This window comes from Cyanothece sp. BG0011 (genome assembly GCF_003013815.1).
In the GTDB taxonomy this organism is placed as follows: domain Bacteria; phylum Cyanobacteriota; class Cyanobacteriia; order Cyanobacteriales; family Microcystaceae; genus Crocosphaera.
In genome coordinates, this window is record NZ_PRLH01000190.1 from 1 (window position 1) to 15,732 (window position 15,732).

The 15,732-nt window shown below is 35.0% G+C and carries 17 protein-coding genes and 1 tRNA gene; 4 read left to right on the forward strand and 14 right to left on the reverse strand.

Annotated features, from left to right (window positions below):
* The 11 genes from C4E06_RS24210 to C4E06_RS24260 all read right to left on the reverse strand — a co-directional run.
* The coding region (locus tag C4E06_RS24210) for a Uma2 family endonuclease (protein ID WP_198649000.1) at nucleotides 1–582 on the reverse strand (582 nt) is incomplete at its 3' end.
* Nucleotides 583–652: 70 nt separating this feature from the next.
* On the reverse strand, nucleotides 653–1,786 hold the full coding sequence (locus tag C4E06_RS24215) for a hypothetical protein (protein WP_107670932.1): 1,134 nt from the start codon (nucleotides 1,784–1,786) through the stop codon (nucleotides 653–655).
* 291 nt (nucleotides 1,787–2,077) lie between these two features.
* Nucleotides 2,078–2,413, reverse strand: coding sequence for a 2Fe-2S iron-sulfur cluster-binding protein (locus C4E06_RS24220; RefSeq protein WP_107670933.1), 336 nt, complete (start codon nucleotides 2,411–2,413; stop codon nucleotides 2,078–2,080).
* Between the two features lie 13 nt (nucleotides 2,414–2,426).
* Nucleotides 2,427–2,957 carry a hypothetical protein gene (locus tag C4E06_RS24225; RefSeq protein ID WP_107670934.1) on the reverse strand — a complete coding sequence of 177 codons (531 nt, stop codon included), beginning with the start codon at nucleotides 2,955–2,957 and terminating at the stop codon, nucleotides 2,427–2,429.
* Nucleotides 2,958–3,026: 69 nt separating this feature from the next.
* On the reverse strand, nucleotides 3,027–4,121 hold the full coding sequence (locus C4E06_RS24230; protein ID WP_107670935.1) for a glycosyltransferase family 1 protein: 1,095 nt from the start codon (nucleotides 4,119–4,121) through the stop codon (nucleotides 3,027–3,029).
* Nucleotides 4,122–4,123: 2 nt separating this feature from the next.
* Nucleotides 4,124–5,281: a glycosyltransferase family 1 protein gene (locus C4E06_RS24235; RefSeq protein ID WP_107670936.1), complete on the reverse strand. Its 1,158-nt coding sequence runs from the start codon at nucleotides 5,279–5,281 to the stop codon at nucleotides 4,124–4,126.
* A 4-nt stretch (nucleotides 5,282–5,285) separates the two neighbouring features.
* Nucleotides 5,286–6,458 (reverse strand): hypothetical protein, encoded by a 1,173-nt coding sequence (locus C4E06_RS24240; protein ID WP_107670937.1) that lies wholly within the window; start codon nucleotides 6,456–6,458, stop codon nucleotides 5,286–5,288.
* A 55-nt stretch (nucleotides 6,459–6,513) separates the two neighbouring features.
* Complete coding sequence (locus C4E06_RS24245) at nucleotides 6,514–7,083, reverse strand: HAD-IIIA family hydrolase (RefSeq protein WP_107670938.1); 570 nt, start codon at nucleotides 7,081–7,083, stop codon at nucleotides 6,514–6,516.
* A gap of 10 nt (nucleotides 7,084–7,093) precedes the next feature.
* Nucleotides 7,094–7,684, reverse strand: a complete 591-nt coding sequence (gene gmhA, locus C4E06_RS24250) for a D-sedoheptulose 7-phosphate isomerase (RefSeq protein ID WP_107670939.1) — start codon at nucleotides 7,682–7,684, stop codon at nucleotides 7,094–7,096.
* Between the two features lie 21 nt (nucleotides 7,685–7,705).
* Nucleotides 7,706–8,632 (reverse strand): NAD-dependent epimerase/dehydratase family protein, encoded by a 927-nt coding sequence (locus C4E06_RS24255; RefSeq protein WP_107670940.1) that lies wholly within the window; start codon nucleotides 8,630–8,632, stop codon nucleotides 7,706–7,708.
* 172 nt (nucleotides 8,633–8,804) lie between these two features.
* A complete protein-coding gene (locus tag C4E06_RS24260; RefSeq protein WP_107670941.1) occupies nucleotides 8,805–9,041 on the reverse strand; it encodes a type II toxin-antitoxin system ParD family antitoxin in 237 nt (78 codons plus the stop codon).
* A 167-nt stretch (nucleotides 9,042–9,208) separates the two neighbouring features.
* Here C4E06_RS24260 and C4E06_RS24265 point away from each other — a divergent pair, with 167 nt between their 5' ends.
* The 4 genes from C4E06_RS24265 to C4E06_RS24280 all read left to right on the forward strand — a co-directional run bounded on the left by C4E06_RS24265 (nucleotide 9,209) and on the right by C4E06_RS24280 (nucleotide 11,704).
* On the forward strand, nucleotides 9,209–9,895 hold the full coding sequence (locus tag C4E06_RS24265) for a Uma2 family endonuclease (protein ID WP_107670942.1): 687 nt from the start codon (nucleotides 9,209–9,211) through the stop codon (nucleotides 9,893–9,895).
* A gap of 268 nt (nucleotides 9,896–10,163) precedes the next feature.
* Nucleotides 10,164–10,550, forward strand: a complete 387-nt coding sequence (locus tag C4E06_RS24270; protein ID WP_107670943.1) for a DUF1499 domain-containing protein — start codon at nucleotides 10,164–10,166, stop codon at nucleotides 10,548–10,550.
* Nucleotides 10,551–10,600: 50 nt separating this feature from the next.
* Nucleotides 10,601–11,554: an alpha/beta hydrolase gene (locus C4E06_RS24275; protein WP_107670944.1), complete on the forward strand. Its 954-nt coding sequence runs from the start codon at nucleotides 10,601–10,603 to the stop codon at nucleotides 11,552–11,554.
* 79 nt (nucleotides 11,555–11,633) lie between these two features.
* Nucleotides 11,634–11,704 (forward strand) — tRNA-Gly (locus tag C4E06_RS24280).
* 201 nt (nucleotides 11,705–11,905) lie between these two features.
* On the opposite strand, the gene C4E06_RS24285 is transcribed toward C4E06_RS24280, so the two are convergent.
* From C4E06_RS24285 to C4E06_RS24295, 3 genes are all read right to left on the reverse strand, one after another.
* The gene (locus C4E06_RS24285) at nucleotides 11,906–12,271 is read right to left on the reverse strand and encodes a hypothetical protein (protein ID WP_107670945.1); all 366 of its coding nucleotides are present in this window, start codon (nucleotides 12,269–12,271) and stop codon (nucleotides 11,906–11,908) included.
* A gap of 144 nt (nucleotides 12,272–12,415) precedes the next feature.
* Nucleotides 12,416–13,459 carry a hypothetical protein gene (locus tag C4E06_RS24290; protein WP_107670946.1) on the reverse strand — a complete coding sequence of 348 codons (1,044 nt, stop codon included), beginning with the start codon at nucleotides 13,457–13,459 and terminating at the stop codon, nucleotides 12,416–12,418.
* Entirely contained in the window at nucleotides 13,444–15,528 is a 2,085-nt protein-coding gene (locus C4E06_RS24295) for a DUF5906 domain-containing protein (RefSeq protein WP_107670947.1), read from the reverse strand. Before C4E06_RS24295 ends, C4E06_RS24290 begins: the two co-directional genes overlap by 16 nt.
* Nucleotides 15,529–15,732: the final 204 nt, after the last annotated feature.

Consider the following 15,732-nt stretch of genomic DNA (forward strand, 5'->3'; position numbering starts at 1 on the left):
ATCATAACCAATAAAACTAGCAAATAAATCCAAATCTAGATTAGGTAACAACTGACTTTGCTTAACTTTTGTATATTCTCCATTATTTAAGCTATAAACTGTTAATTTTTCCTTTTCCCAAAACCAAACTTCCTTAACACCTATACCTTTGTAAATCTCTAAAGAATTAAGACCACCGCTAGTAACAATAACTTCAATTGCTAAATCGGGAATATCTTTATTACCATAAAGACAATAACATTCATCTGGCTCAATTCCTCTGTTTATATTTTCTTTTTTTAATGTAGTTGAACCTAAAGGATAAAACTTAATTTCCTGCTCAAAAAAATAAGTTTCCAATAGCATTGCTATAATTTTTTTATCAAACTCATGACGACGACTCGGTGACATAATCGCTAAATTTTCCTCACAATATTTCAACCTAATTCCAGCATTATCTTCTAAAGATTGCAGTAAATTTTCATATTGTTGCCAACTAATATTATTAAACAAAAAAATCTGCTCAGATTCACTCTCTTTTAATTTCACCAAATCAACCAGAGTTTTGAGGTATGCTAATTTATCTGTTAGTAATATCATCATTGATTAATCTCCTCTTTTTTTATATTATAATATTAGCTTAATTCATTCTCCTTCTACGTAACGTTAGTTATCAAAACAAGTTTGTAAGAAATTTCTTCACTTTCTTAGCTCCTTCTATCACCTTCTTGCCAATTTCTTGACCTACTTGTTTCATTGTATCGACAACTTTGATGACACTTTCCTTAGCAAACTGACCTATTTTTACCACTCCTTTTTTAATACTTTGAGCGATAGGATTTCCTGCTAACCGACCGAGAACCCCACCTGCAATACCACCCAAAAGGGTTCCCACAGGGCCAAATATCGATCCTAGTATAGCCCCAATTTGCGTTCCCATTAACTGAGTTTGTAACTGTACCACTGCTTGAGTGACAGTACCAATAGCAGCAACAAAGTGATCATAAATGTAGTCCATTGCTTTATTGACTTGCATCTTACCTTGAGCCAATTTGTAGGCTACTTTAGCAATAGTAATTCCCATATCCACTACAATAGCAATTTGGGGAGCATCCATCCCCTCAAGTGCTTCCATAGGAACTTCATTATCAGCAACAATAACACCACAAGTGACCAATTTTTTTGCTACTAACTCACTATCATTCCCTAATTCTCCCTCAAAACAATCCTTAGCAACTTGGCTTACATTTTGATTATTAGTGTCAAGATGTTCAACAACAGATTCAATCTGTTGCACACAAGAAAGGGTAGTGAGTAAAGAGTTATTTTGAACATTACCCAGTAACCCTTGTACCGCTTCTGTCTCCTCATCAATTCTCGTAATTTCCCCTGGTGATATTTCTGGAAAAAGTTCTACATTTTCATCTAATAAAGAACTGAGATGCTGATTATTAGAGTTAATTAATTCAGCTTGAATGGATTGAACAATTTCTCCAATTTTTCTGATATCTTTAATATTAGTAATGGCTTTGAGGTTTGCTTTTAACCAATTGACTTTTGATTTACCTTTCTTTTGAGCATTGGTTAAATCCCGATGATAATTTTCTAGAGAATCAATGGTATTTAAACCGAGATTAACCTCATCAATAACAATACTTAGCTCTTGTATTTTATCCCGTTGTTCAACAAAATTAGTGCAGAAAACTTCTACTTCTTTTTTGTCAACTTGTGCGTCATACTCAAGGAAGATTTCAGAGATGACGTTAGTAAGATATGCTTTTTCTTGAGGGGAGATAAGATCAGACATACTTAAATGACAACCCTGATGCACTATCTATTGAGGATGTCCCTCCTATCTTCAATTTTATTCGATTTTGGAGACCTTGCTCAATCAGAGGGAAAAATTAAATTTTCTTCTTTTTAAGACAATTTTAAGTAGTGGATTATTTTAACTAAAATGGTGGGTTACGACGGATTATTATATTCTCGTAATAACCTGAATGATAGCCGTCTAACCCACCCTACTTTAATGCTGTTTAATTTTTATTCTTTTGAACCGTTAGGGATAATTGATTAATTATCCCTAAAAGCCTATTCCTTATTCAGCCGTCCACACTATATTATCCCCCTCTCCCCAAAACCCGTCATACTTAGTTAATTTTAAATCGCCATACACTTTAGTTTGACAAGCTAAACGACGATTTTTTTCTAAAGAATGGGGAGGTAGAGAACGTCTTGCTTGATCTTTCCAGTTAGCTTCAGATACTGAACCTTCTATTTCTAAGGCACAAGTTCCACAGGTTCCAATTCCCCGACAATTAATCATTTTGGCTTGACCATTATATAGATCAATATTGTTTTTAAGAAGAACACGGCGTAAATTTTCTCCTTGATCACAAGTAATGGTTTTTCCCTGTGCAGTAATTTTAATCATAAGTCTGACTTTTTTAAGCTTTTTTCTTCAATTGACTAGCAATTCCTAAAACAGTTACCCCCAGTAAACTAATAATAGAAGTTGGCTCAGGAGTCGATGTTACATCAGTAAAATTGACTGACTCAATACTAGCTTGGACAAAATCCCCAGTCACTTCATTAGTTAATATCACCAAGTCTAAACCAAAAAAGTCTAAAGTAAAATCACTGGTGGTGCTGAGAAAACTAAAATTAACGCTTGAATTAACAATTTCTCCATTAACCACTTCAAAAGAATTGAATTGTGCATTAGGAACAAAATTGATACCACTGGGAGGCAAAACTTCACTCGGCGCAGAGGTAACGATTACAGAAGTCGCAGCTAAAACGCCATCCCCATCCGGTAACTCAATCATACCTTCGACTGTACCTGGCACTGAACCCGTTTCATTGCTAAAAGAGAAGTTAAACGTAGCAGCATTAGCTACAGAAGCCGAACCAACAACAGAGGCAACTGTTACTAAACTAGCAACATAGAGGAAAGGTTTATGTTGTAACTGTTTCATAATTATTGATGGTTTAAGTGAAGTATTGATTGTGAGAATCTATATGAATATTGGTGATCAGGTTAACTTTTAGTTAACAACCTTCTTCAAAAGGTCTAGTGTTTGTTGTCCTGTGGTTTGCCAACTAAATTTTTTAGCTTGTTGTAAACCAAGGGTTTTTAACTGCGATCTCATCTCGTCATCTTGGGCAATTTTTTCCATTGCTATTGTTATTTCTTTTACATTATAAGGGTTAATTAATAAAGCTGCATCTCCTGCAACTTCGGGTAAAGAAGAGAGGTTTGAAGTAATAACAGGAGTCCCACAACCCATGGCTTCAACTACGGGAAAACCGAACCCTTCCCATAAAGAAGGAAACACTAATGCTAAGGCTTGATTTAAGATTCTAGGTAATTTTTCGTAGGCTACATAATCAAGGATTTTAAGTTGTTTTTCAATACCTAATTCTTTAGCTTGTTCTATTAATTTAGGGGTATAACGTTTATCCGTTGGTCCGACTAACCATAATTGATAATTTTGATAATTTTTTAAGTTAGCAAAAGCTTTGACAATACGGCTAACATTTTTATGGGGATCATGACGACCTAAATAGAGAAAATAGGGAACCGTTACAGCCTCTTTATTGATTTTTAAAGGTTTAAAATGTTGATGATCATACCCCAATAAAATAGGAGTTATTTTGTGAGAAGGTATATTAAAAAAGTCAGAAATATCTTTAGCCGTTGCTTGAGAATTACAGATAATATGTTCAGCTTGTTTGAGGACTTGGGGAATATAATATTTAAAATAAGGAGTTAAAGGGGATGTTTTTTTGGGAAAGCGTAAAGGAATCAGATCATGTACCATTACCACAGAACGACATTGACTATATAAAGGGGCTTCAGGAACAGGAGAAAATAATAAAGGTGCTTGTAATTTCTGGTAAATTTTCGGTAATTTGAATTGTGTCCAAAGTAAGCGGTTTAAGTGTCCTTTTGTTCCTTGTTCTGGAGTTAAATTATCAGGGACTAAATAAGTTTTAAAATCTTGGTATTGGTGTGATGCTAGTAAAGTCGGTTCTAAAGATTTTAAATAAGGAAAAACATTGTTAGCATAAACAGTGATTCCTGTTGGTTTTGATAATAAGAGAGATAAATTTATCAGTAAGTTTGATTGATAATTCATTATTAAATAATAGATTGATAGACATCTAGAGTCATTTCTGCTGTTCGTTTCCAAGAAAACTGATTTGCTTGTATTTTACCTTTATTAATCATCTCTTTTCTTAAAGTTGAATTATCTACTACTTTTAACATTATTTGTGCTAATTGATAATAGTCAGTTGGATCAATATATAAGGCTGCATCTCCTGCAACTTCGGGTAAAGAAGAAGTATGAGACGTAATAACAGGGGAACCGAATGTCATTGCTTCAAGTACAGGTAAGCCAAACCCTTCATAAAAAGAAGGATAAATAAAAGCTTCTGCTTGACTATAAAATATAGCCACTAATTCATCAGAAATATAGTCTAAATGCTGAATATCTTCTTTGAATTCTGATGTATTTATTTTATCTAAAATATCCTGATAATTCCAGCCTTTTTTACCTACTAAGATTAATTGGTGAGGGATTTTATAGTTTTGTTTTAGATATTCAAACGCTTCTATTAAAGTTAAAATATTTTTTCTAGGTTCTAAGGTACTGACAAACAAAAAATAGGGTTTATATAAATAATAATCAACCACATTGCGATTATCATAGACTATTTGACGGGTTAAATAGTCAGGGGAATAACGACTTGCTTGAGGGGTTACATAGATAATATTAGGATCAATATTTAATAATTCGATAATATCTTGTTTGGTACTTTCTGAAAAGGTGATAATCGCATCTGTCCAACTTAAACAGCGTTTAATTCTTTCTAAATAACTTTTAACAATTTTAGTTGAATATTGAGGAAACTTGATAAACGTTAAATCATGAATCGTCATGATTTTAGTTGCTTTTCTATAGGGAAAAATATAATGATCAGTTCCTTGAATAATATCCGGTTTATCTAAATGTTTTTCAAAATAAGGTAAGATAAAAGGGGCATATTTAGCTAATAAATGAGCAACACTAACTGGAATAGGAACAGAAGAAACTTCAAGATATGGAGTTAATAGTTCTGGTGTTGATAAATTTCGTTTTAACCAATTTTTTACAGAAGGATGAAAATAAATATCTAAAATAAAGTTTTCTTCCTCTTGCAGTCGATATAATGCTTCAATTAAATTAAGGGTATAAACCCCAATACCAGTTAATTTTCCTCTAACGGGAGTTGCATCAATACAAACTTTAAACATGATCCTAAATAATCATTTCTTGGTAAACTTTGTTCATAACACAGGCATAATTATCAACACTATGAAATTGCTCATAACTTCGCTGCATTTTTTTTATTTTATCTTGAATCATGTCACTTTTAACAACTTTTATAATAGTGTCAAAAACTTCTACCGGATCTTGCCAATCAATAATTAATTCTGGTAAATTATGTTTATTTAACTCGTAAGCCATCCATGTGTCTTTCGTAACTAAAGGCGTTTTTCCAGCCATCACACATTCTGTAAAAATGCCTGATGTTCTTCCTTCATAAGCAGGAAAGCTATAAGGTAATAAAATGATTTGACTTAACCCAAACCAATGATAATATTGTTCTCTGTTTAAATGATTATCAATTAATTTCAAATTAACCCCATTTTCTACAGATTTTAATTGCGTCTTTTCTGCACACACTAAGTTAATATTTTGGGTATTTTCTCCTGAATAATTGACTAAATTTTTGATAATATTCAATCCTTTTTCTTCCCGTGGAAAACCTGGCCACCAACATAAAATATGAGACGAATCAAGAGAATTTATGTTACAATGACTAATATCAGTGTGAGGAATCGGCATAACCATAAACGATTCTTCAAAGTAACTTGATAAAGATTGACCGAGTAAATCACTATCCGTTAAAAGTTTAAATTTTTCGGGTTGTAATTGTTGTTTGATTAAACGATTAAGAAACTTATAAATAAAGCGAGTTTTATCTTTATGAGTATCCCTTCTATATAACAACCAAACCGATAAATTATCAGTAGGAACCCATAATAAGGCCAGATATAAAGCAAATAATTGTAAATGAATAAATCTTTCTAAAAAAATAACCGATAATTCCGACTGGTTAATAACTTTATTTTCCAGATAATTCTTAATACTTTGAGCTAATTTCCAAGTTCCTTTAATTCGTAAAAATTTATCAACAATATTGCCTTCTTTTTCTAAATCATCATTACTCAAACCCTCATCCCACCCCGACGGTAACTTGTTAACGTTATTATCAACAGGAACCGCAATTTTATGTTCCCATCCTAACTGATTCACCGCTTTATTAACGGCTTGATGATAAGGAAGAATATGACCTTCACCTTCCATTAAATTAGGAATTAATGATACAAATATCGGCGATAATCTCTTTCCCTCATCTTGAGTCATGGTTAATTATTTATTAGGGTTTAATACTATGGTAGAGGTTTAATATATTAAACCCCTAGGTTAATTGCATCAATTTAACTGTATCCTGTAAACTATCAAAAATTTCAACTTTTTTAGGATATTCAGTAATTTTTTGTCTGGTTTCTTGTCCCCTTCCTGTTAAGACTAAAACCGGGTGACATTCAGCATTGATAGCACATTCTATATCACTAGGAGCATCCCCGACAAAAAAAGATTGAGATAGGGAAATACCATGTTTTTTAGAAGCATCGATTAACATTTTAGGAGAGGGTTTGCGACACAAACAATTATCTTGAGGATGATGGGGACATACAAAAATATCATCGAATATTACCCCAAACTTTCCATATTCATCAATAATATAATTGTGTACCTTTTCTACATCTTCTAAACTATAGTAACCTCTACCTACTCCCGCTTGATTAGTAATTAAAATTAATAAATAACCAGCATTTTGCCATTGTTTTAAAGCTTCCCCTGCACCCAGAGGAAGCTTAACTTGTTCCGGTTGACTTAAATAAGGAACATATTTGATAACAACCCCATCCCTATCCAAAAATAGAGCCTTTTGGAGTTGTGTATAAGGGGTAAGAGTTGTGGTCATATTACACTTATTAAACAGCGATTTGTGCTTCTAAACCGGCTTTAGCAAATAACTGTGCCTCCACCTGTTCACAAATACGATGATAAGTGATCAAGTGAATTTCTTGAATATAAGGGGTATGATATTCGGAGACAAATAAAGGAAAATCAGTTAAATCCTTTAACATTCCCCCATTGTTACCCGCCATACCAATGGTGACTAAGCCTAAATCTTTGGCCATTTCCATTGCACGAATGACATTAGCAGACTTTCCAGAGGTAGAAATACCCCAGAGAATGTCCCCTGGTTGAGCAAATGCTTCGACTTGACGAGCAAAAACTGTCTCAAACTCATAATCATTCGACCATGCTGTTAAGGTAGCAGGATTTGTGCCTAATGCGATCGCAGGTAACCCCTTACGATGCAGTTGAAACCTTCCGACAAACTCCGCCGCAATGTGTTGAGCATCGGCCGCCGAGCCACCGTTACCACAGATTAACAGTTTATTCCCTGCTTCAAACTGTCGGCTAACAACACCAATAGTATGTTCTAAAGCGCGACAGTATTTAGGGTTAAACGCTTCTTGTAGGCTATTTAGCCTATGTTGAATCCAATAGTTCACCGTTCCTTCCTCACATATCAGTTAATGAGCAGGGACAAGTTTTTCTTGCTCCTGCCAAAACCACTCAATTGTTTTCGTTAATCCTAATTCTAATGGAGTTAAGCTGAAATTGGGTAAAGATTGCTGAAGTTTGTCCACCACTAAGCATTTAGACTTAGCTCCCACATAACGGGAGGTGTCAAACTGAATTTTATTGAAGTCGTATCCCACATCTTCACAAATGAGTTTAGCAAAGTGACGAATGGGAAATTCTTCCCCTGCACCGATGTTAATTAAGTCATTGTCAACGGTTTGGGCTAATTCCATCGCAATCTTAGCGAAATCTTCCACAAAGACAAGCTCCCGTGATTGGTAGCCATCTCCCCATAGGATAACCGGTTCATCATACAGTTTACCGCGAATAATTTTACGGATCAGATCGAAGATAAAATGCATCTGGCGACCGTCGGTATGATACCCCGTCCCGTATAAAGTAGAAGGGACTAAACAGAGATATTTTAAGCCATATTGTTTATTTAAGGCCAAAAGTCCTGCATAGAGCATTCTTTTGGTCATGGCATAAGTAAATAGGCTACTAATGGGCATCCCTGTTAGATAATTTTCTTCTACTAAAGGTAAGTCGGGATCATAGGCACAACTTGTTCCCATACAAATAAATTTAGCCTGGGGTTGATGTTTTTGCCACCAGGTTAAAACATTAGTATTCATCTGTTGATTGATGATCCATTGTTCCCCTGGATGGTACAAACAAAAGTCCCCTGCTTGAGTCCAGGCCGCTAAATGATAAATTTGATCATAGCTAACATTGTTAAAGTTTAATAACGGGTCTGGTTGTGTCAGATCGCAATTTTTAGAGTTTAATTTGATTAAGTCGTGGCCTTGGGTTTCCAGTTGAGAACATAAGTTAGTCCCCAGAAACCCCGATGCACCGGTAACTAAGATTTTCATAGTCATATCCTATGAACAACATTAACGTCTGATTAACAGAGGTCAAGTAGGCATACTATAACCGTGACGTAACGTTTTGTAAAGAGTGCCAAGTCAAAGCATATAAGCAGTATGTTACAACTTAAAGGCGATATACAAAAGAAGTAAAAAACTTTCCCATATGAGGCAACTTTCAATGAAAAGACAATTGGTTAATAGCGGTTGTTCCATCGATTCCTTCCCCTCCATCTAATTGTTGCGCTGCTGCGTCAATTTTTTGCCCAATTTCTTCAACCCACTGCTCATATTCATTACGTTTTTCTAATAAATTTAAAGCTTCTTCGAGTACATTATCGATACTGGTATATTTACCAGAAGTAATTTGTTTTTGAATGATATTTTCTAGTTTAGGATTAAGGATAATATTCATTAGTTTTGACTCTCTTGATGATAACGAGAACTTCTTCTATAAATATTTTAACCTTTTTGCCTAGAAGTTAGTATAATATATATAAATCTGTACATCAGCATCAACTAAAAAATAAGAATATAATAGATTATTTATAAATAGTAGAAACAGAGTTTAGGGTAAAAAGCATGACACAAAGTATCACAAAATCTACCGTAAATATTCCCCCGTTAGAAAATGGCGATCGCTTAACTCGTCTAGAGTTTGAAACCCGTTATCAACAAATGACTCATGTTAAAAAAGCAGAATTAATAGAAGGTATTGTTTATATGGGATCTCCTTTAAGAATTAATAAACATGGTAATCCTCATGGTCGTATTATGACTTGGTTAGGAACTTATGAAGCTTATACAAATGGTGTTCAAATAGGAGATAATTGTACAGTAAGATTAGATCCCGAAAATGAACCCCAACCCGATGCTTTATTAAGAATAGAAAAGGATGGACAATCAATAATTACTGAAGATGGATATGTAGAGGGTGCGCCAGAATTAATCGTGGAAATTGCAGCAAGTACCGTATCAATTGATTTACATGATAAACTTAAAGCCTATAGACGTAATCAGGTTCAAGAATATTTAGTGTGGCGAGTAGATGATAATGAAATTGATTGGTTTAGATTAAAAGAAGAAAAATATATTAAATTACAAGCAGATGAAAATGGGATTATTAAAAGTGAGATTTATCAGGGTTTGTGGTTAGATACAAATGCCTTATTAAATGGAAACTTAGCCAGAGTTTTAGAATGTTTAAAACAAGGAATAGAAACATCTGAGCATATGAAATTTGACAAAAAAATATCTATTGATGATTAGTTTAAAAACTAATTTAAACTTTAAATTTTAGCTAAAAATATTTCTTTATCTTCCTGATTTTCTATAATAATTCTCAATTCTAAATTTTAGATTCTAAATTCTACACTATCTTATAGGTCAGTAATTTGATAAACTAATACAGTATTGTTGCGGTGTTTATCTTCCATTCATTCTCAAGAAATGAAGGGTTTAGGATCACTCGTACCTTAGTGGTGTCAAAAAAATCCCAAAAGATCAAGATCAAAAAAAATTGAAAGGAAAGAAAATTATGTTTAATTTTTCAGGAACAAGACCGAATAATTTAGGAGTTAAAAATGGTAAATTAGCCGCTTGTCCAGGAACCCCCAACTGTGTCAATAGTCAAAGTTCGGATGCACAATCAAAAATTGCTCCCCTTCCCATGATTTCTATGGGTGAGTTAAAAAAGATCGTTGAAAGTATGGAGAGAACTACCATTATTGAAGAAACCAATGACTATCTTTATGCTGAATTTCAAACCCCTTTAATGGGTTTTGTTGATGATGTAGAATTTTATCTTGATTCAGGTCAAAATGTTATCCATGTTCGCTCTGCCTCTCGTCTCGGAAAATCCGACTTAGGCCTTAACCGTAAACGAGTCGAAGAAATTAGAAGTAAAATTGAAGCAAATCACTAAAATTCTAGTCTAGAAAACAAAAAAAAACAAAACTTTAATTTTAAAATCTAATGGCTGAACCCTTCACAATAGGCGGACAAAATGGTTGGTATCATGATCAAGGACATTGGGCAGGTTACTTTCACACTTATGATAATTTTAAGCAATCCGATATAGATGCTAAACGGAGAATAATTCATGTATTCTTGCCCAGAGATTATGAATATAGCCAGGAAAGCTATCCCGTCATTTATATGAATGATGGAGATACCGCCTTTTTTTCTGGGGGTCAGTATTATAAAAGTTGGAACATGGGGCAGATTTTGACACGGTTATATGTAACCAATCAAATTCGGCGCGTGATTGTGGTAGCTATTTGTCCCATTGACCGTAATTATGAATACACCCATGCCCCGATTAAAGAAGGAAATTGGGGGGGATTAACAGGATATTCTGATTATCTAGCTTTTGAGATTAAGCCATTTATTGATAATAATTATCGTACCCTTTCTAGCCCCGAAAATTCGATGGTCTTGGGGTCATCTCATGGAGGATTAGCGGCTTTTTATACAGCCATAAGACACCCTAAGCAATTCAAATGTGTGGCCGCCTTGTCTCCTTCTTTTTGGGTAGGATTAGACTCAATGATTGACCCTTCTTTCTTAGATTTATCAGGAGACTTATTAGGGTCACTAGAATATTCAGCCTTGATGTTTGCTGGCTTAAAAACCTTACAAGATCCCCAATTACAACCGAAAATTTATTTAGATTGGGGACTCATTCGAGAAGGAGGTTATCATAATTCTTTTATCGAAGCCAGAGCAACCGCAAGAGGCCGGGAAATGCGAGATTTATTAATCAATAAATTTGGTTATCGCTATAACGAAAATTTATTTGTGGTAGAAGACCCCATCGGTCAACACAGTGAAGAATCTTGGTCAGGACGGATGGAAACTGTGTTACCCAACTTTTTTGGGTGGCCCGCATTGATGAAACAGTTGTCAGCGCAAAAGGCCATCCCCTAAAGGAAGGTTTGAAAATTGATAGTTGTCAATGACACTTGTGTGTGTTAGTATAATAAAGCTTGAAAAAATACAAAAATTTGCGGGTGTAGTTTAGTGGTAAAACCTTAGCCTTCCAAGCTAATGATGGGGGTTCGATTCCCCCCACCCGCTTGTGTCTAAATCCAGATATATCAACGGTTTCAATAGGGTTTGAGCCATCGAAGGGAAATCGCAAAGGGCAGAAATCAAGGGCATTTTGACAGTCAGATGACAGTCAGCCTTGACTGTCATTTGACTGCTAGTAAAAGTTAAAATGCACCCAATTGTCCGCTCCTAAAGTTAAAATGCGCCCTATATAGTCTGCTCCTAATTCTAATCTTCTGAAACCCTTGTATATCCTGGATAGTAATTTTCATCGTATCGGCTAACAATTCTACGACCGCCGTACCAATTAGGCTGATGAAGTTTTGCTATATATTCATCTATCAGTTCTTGACATTCTTCTCTATTTTTAACCATTATTCTTGACTTTCGAGTTTTAGTTACCATAATCCATTGTTTTTTTGCCATATAGCGCAAGTTATAACGAGAAATATTGTTTTTTCTGCAATATTCTGTAGCCGAAATGTAACCATTGGTATAATTCCGACGATAGTCACGTTCTTGAACACCATAAGCAAAGATTGAATATTTCGTTGCTTGAGGAAATGGCCCCGATGGTTTGAGATAATTGCCCATAGTAACAATACAAAAGTCTCTAGGCTGTTAATTAACGGAAGACCATTATGGTCTTATGTTCAGTACAAAGGTAATAACAGGTGTTAAACAAGTGTTTTAAATGAGTTGACAGTCACCCATCAAAGATGACTGTCAAGGGACAAATTACTCACAAGGTTCTAATTTACCTTGAGGCCAATAAACCAGCCTTCCATCTTCTAATTTGACCGTCGTATAACCATCTTGATCAGTCAGTTCAATGATCACCCCTTTTTTGTTACCAGGAGCAATCACTTTATCCCCTAGTTTGTAGTATTTGTGTGACTCATTTGATGTTACAAAGTTGTCTTTACTGGAATTTTTTAATGGCTGATTATCAGTAGGTGATTTTAGGTAAACTGGCTTCGCAGTCTTCTCCTGTAAGGGTTGTAGGCTATTCAATTGGCTATGCACTTGGCTCGCATGAATAGGCAATTGACTAGGCGTTTGTTTGTACTCCTCATTATTTTCCTGGTTTTGGGCTGTAGTATTATTAGAGCCACAAGTATGTGACAAATAATTATCATCAGACTGCATAGCCAATTGACTCGCATGAATAGGCAATTGCGAATCAGTTGAATAGCCTGTGATCCTTGTAGGAGAAGGTTGCGAAGCCAGTTGAGGTAAAAAGCCTATGTTAGTCAAGTAAACTTTATTGTCACGCTTTTTACCGGCTTTGACTTTAGGGAATAACTCAAGGAACCGTGAACGAATCTGATTAGGGGCTTTAATTACTTTGTCTCCTTTGGGGAGGTCGTGCCAAACTCGTTTAGGTTTATTCCCAGATTCATCAATCTCTAACGTCCCATCCTCTAAGTACCATTGTTCTAACTTAGTCCAAATGTCATTAACACATATCTCTCCATCGGGAACATAAGTTAAGCCAACATCCTGACAAAATTGATGTAGGTGATTAGACTCACAACGAATAGCATCTATGACCGCCTCAGTACATTGATAGTCAATCCCTTCTGTCATTAATCGAATTAACCCATCAATGACCTTATTAAGAAAAGCAGGGACAACCTTTTCAATAATAAATTGAGGGTCATATTTGAACCGAGGCTCAGCCTTTAATTCCCCTTTGGTAAGGTCAGGATTAGTTTTAAAGACTTTATTAAAAGAGAGAACAGCATAACGAGACTTAATTGCTTCTAGTTCCCCTCCCAACTTAGGGGTTTATTAACATTAAAAATAAATAAACAAGAGGGATTTAATGAGACTCCATCTTGACCTTTTCTTTCAACGTCAATACTATCCCCTGTAATAGCTTGCTTTAAGCTTTGAATATGGTCTAATTTAACAGAATCCGTATTCTCACTTGACCAATTAATTTTAGGATTAGTCCCCAAAATTGATAATGGAAACTTTCGTCCTGTGTCATATTGTTTGAAATCCATTAAGGTACAGGATGTCATACCTGTGTTACCAAACATTGACTTAACGACTTCTCTTAGGGCATCTTTTCCATTACTTCCTTCCCCTAATAATAAGGTTGCTCTGATATTTCTTCCCTGATATTTTCTCACGGTATTAAGGTCAAGAGAAGCCCCAATCAGTTTAAGGAAGATGTCTCGCTGATCAGGATCTAAAACTTCTAAAAGCTTGTTACAATCAGTGTCATCAGCATCGGGTTTATATTTAGCGTCACTACAATAGGTGTAAAGTCGTGATGGTGAATGAGCAACTAAAACGGGTGACGGTTGTTTACCTTTCCACTCAATTTCTAATATGCCATTACTTAGATTGATACCAGATGTATTAACCTGATTAGGTAAGACTCCTGTTATCATTTTAGCCCATTTTATCAAATTATTAAGATTAGTTGGGGTTGCTTTTTTGGGCATATTTTCTCGTAAGTAATGACTCACTTGAGACTCTAGTAAGACATCTTCGACTGGTTCATAATACTTACCATTCCATTTGTGCATAATTCCCGTTACTGTTATCCAGTAATCATCATCAAAGAAGTCTGAAAATGCTTGCTCAACCCAACTAATTTGATCATCATTATTAACATTAACCTCAATCCCTCTTATGTTAGATTCCACTTCTAAATTACTCAGTAGATCATCTTGCTCTTTAAGGGCGGTTGAGTAATGTATTTGTTCCTCTAGTTTACGGATAAAATCATCTTGATTCATAGATTTGTGTTCCCTCAAATAATCGGCTATATCCCCTTTTTTGGGGCATTCTAACCACAATTTATTAATGGGAAGGGTGGCACAAGGAATGTCCAGATTACGAGTAACCTGTAACACTTTCTTTGCCTTTTTATCCCCTTCCTCATCATTATCTGTGATAAAAACTAGGGATTTTATCCCAATGGCTTTTAACAACTCAACACTAGGATGTAAGGTTTTTTCTGTCCAGTTACTCCCTTGCCAAGTTGTAGCTAAAATCCCTAAATCTCCCAAGGCGTGGACAGTTTCTTCCCCTTCACTGATAATTAATGTTTTCCCTTTACCATATCGATTAATTAGATAAAATTGATAGGGGAGCCAAAAATGATTACCTTTCCCGTTAATTACTTCCCTTTGTTCAGAAGTATGCCATTGTCTAAACGTTTTTTGTCTGTTATCTTTGGGGACATTTTGGGTAAGTTCATATATGTTTTTATAGGTATTATCATCTATACTATGAGATAATATTTCTTTGACCCAATCATATCGAACTACATACCCATAACCTAACCAGTCTGTTGACTCAAGAACATCCTCTAAGTTAGGGAGGCATGAGTGATCACACAATCCATAGGGGTAAACGGTTGTAATGGCTTGATTAGGGACTTTAGACGGTTTTTTAATGGCTTTAGGGATACTGGTTTCTCGTCTCAGTGGTTGGGGTAATGTTGCGATCGCCTTGAAACTGTCCTGAGATAAAGACTTAGATGGGTTAGATAGGTTAGATGAGTTAGCTTTAGATGACTTCTTAGATGTTATGCGTTTAGATGGTTTATAAGATGATGGCGGCCAATCGGATTGAGGAAAATATTGTCCCCATATTCCGTTTTCATGGGAGCCTCGGTAAACATATCCTAATTTTTGGGCATCCACATCTACAAATGAATGACAAAAAACAACCTCATCATTAAAGCAACAATCAGCATCTTTCGTTCTATCACATATTGGACAGGGGTTACTTTTTCCGGAACGGGTGAGGCGTGAAATATGATGTGACAAAGAGGCAACACTTGTGTTACCATAGTAATTATGGTGAGAAACACTATTACTCAGCATATTTGTTTATTGGTTTCTAAAAAATTTAACACTTGGATGTATTATACACCCATTTAAAATTAAGCTACAAAAATATAATTAGAGTATCTAAAAAATTTAACACTTATGTAAAGCGAGCCTATAATTAAGCTCGCTATTGTTTTATCTATTTGTGTTTAACAATTTGTCTAACAGACTGTTTAACACAAATAAAGAAGCTTCAAT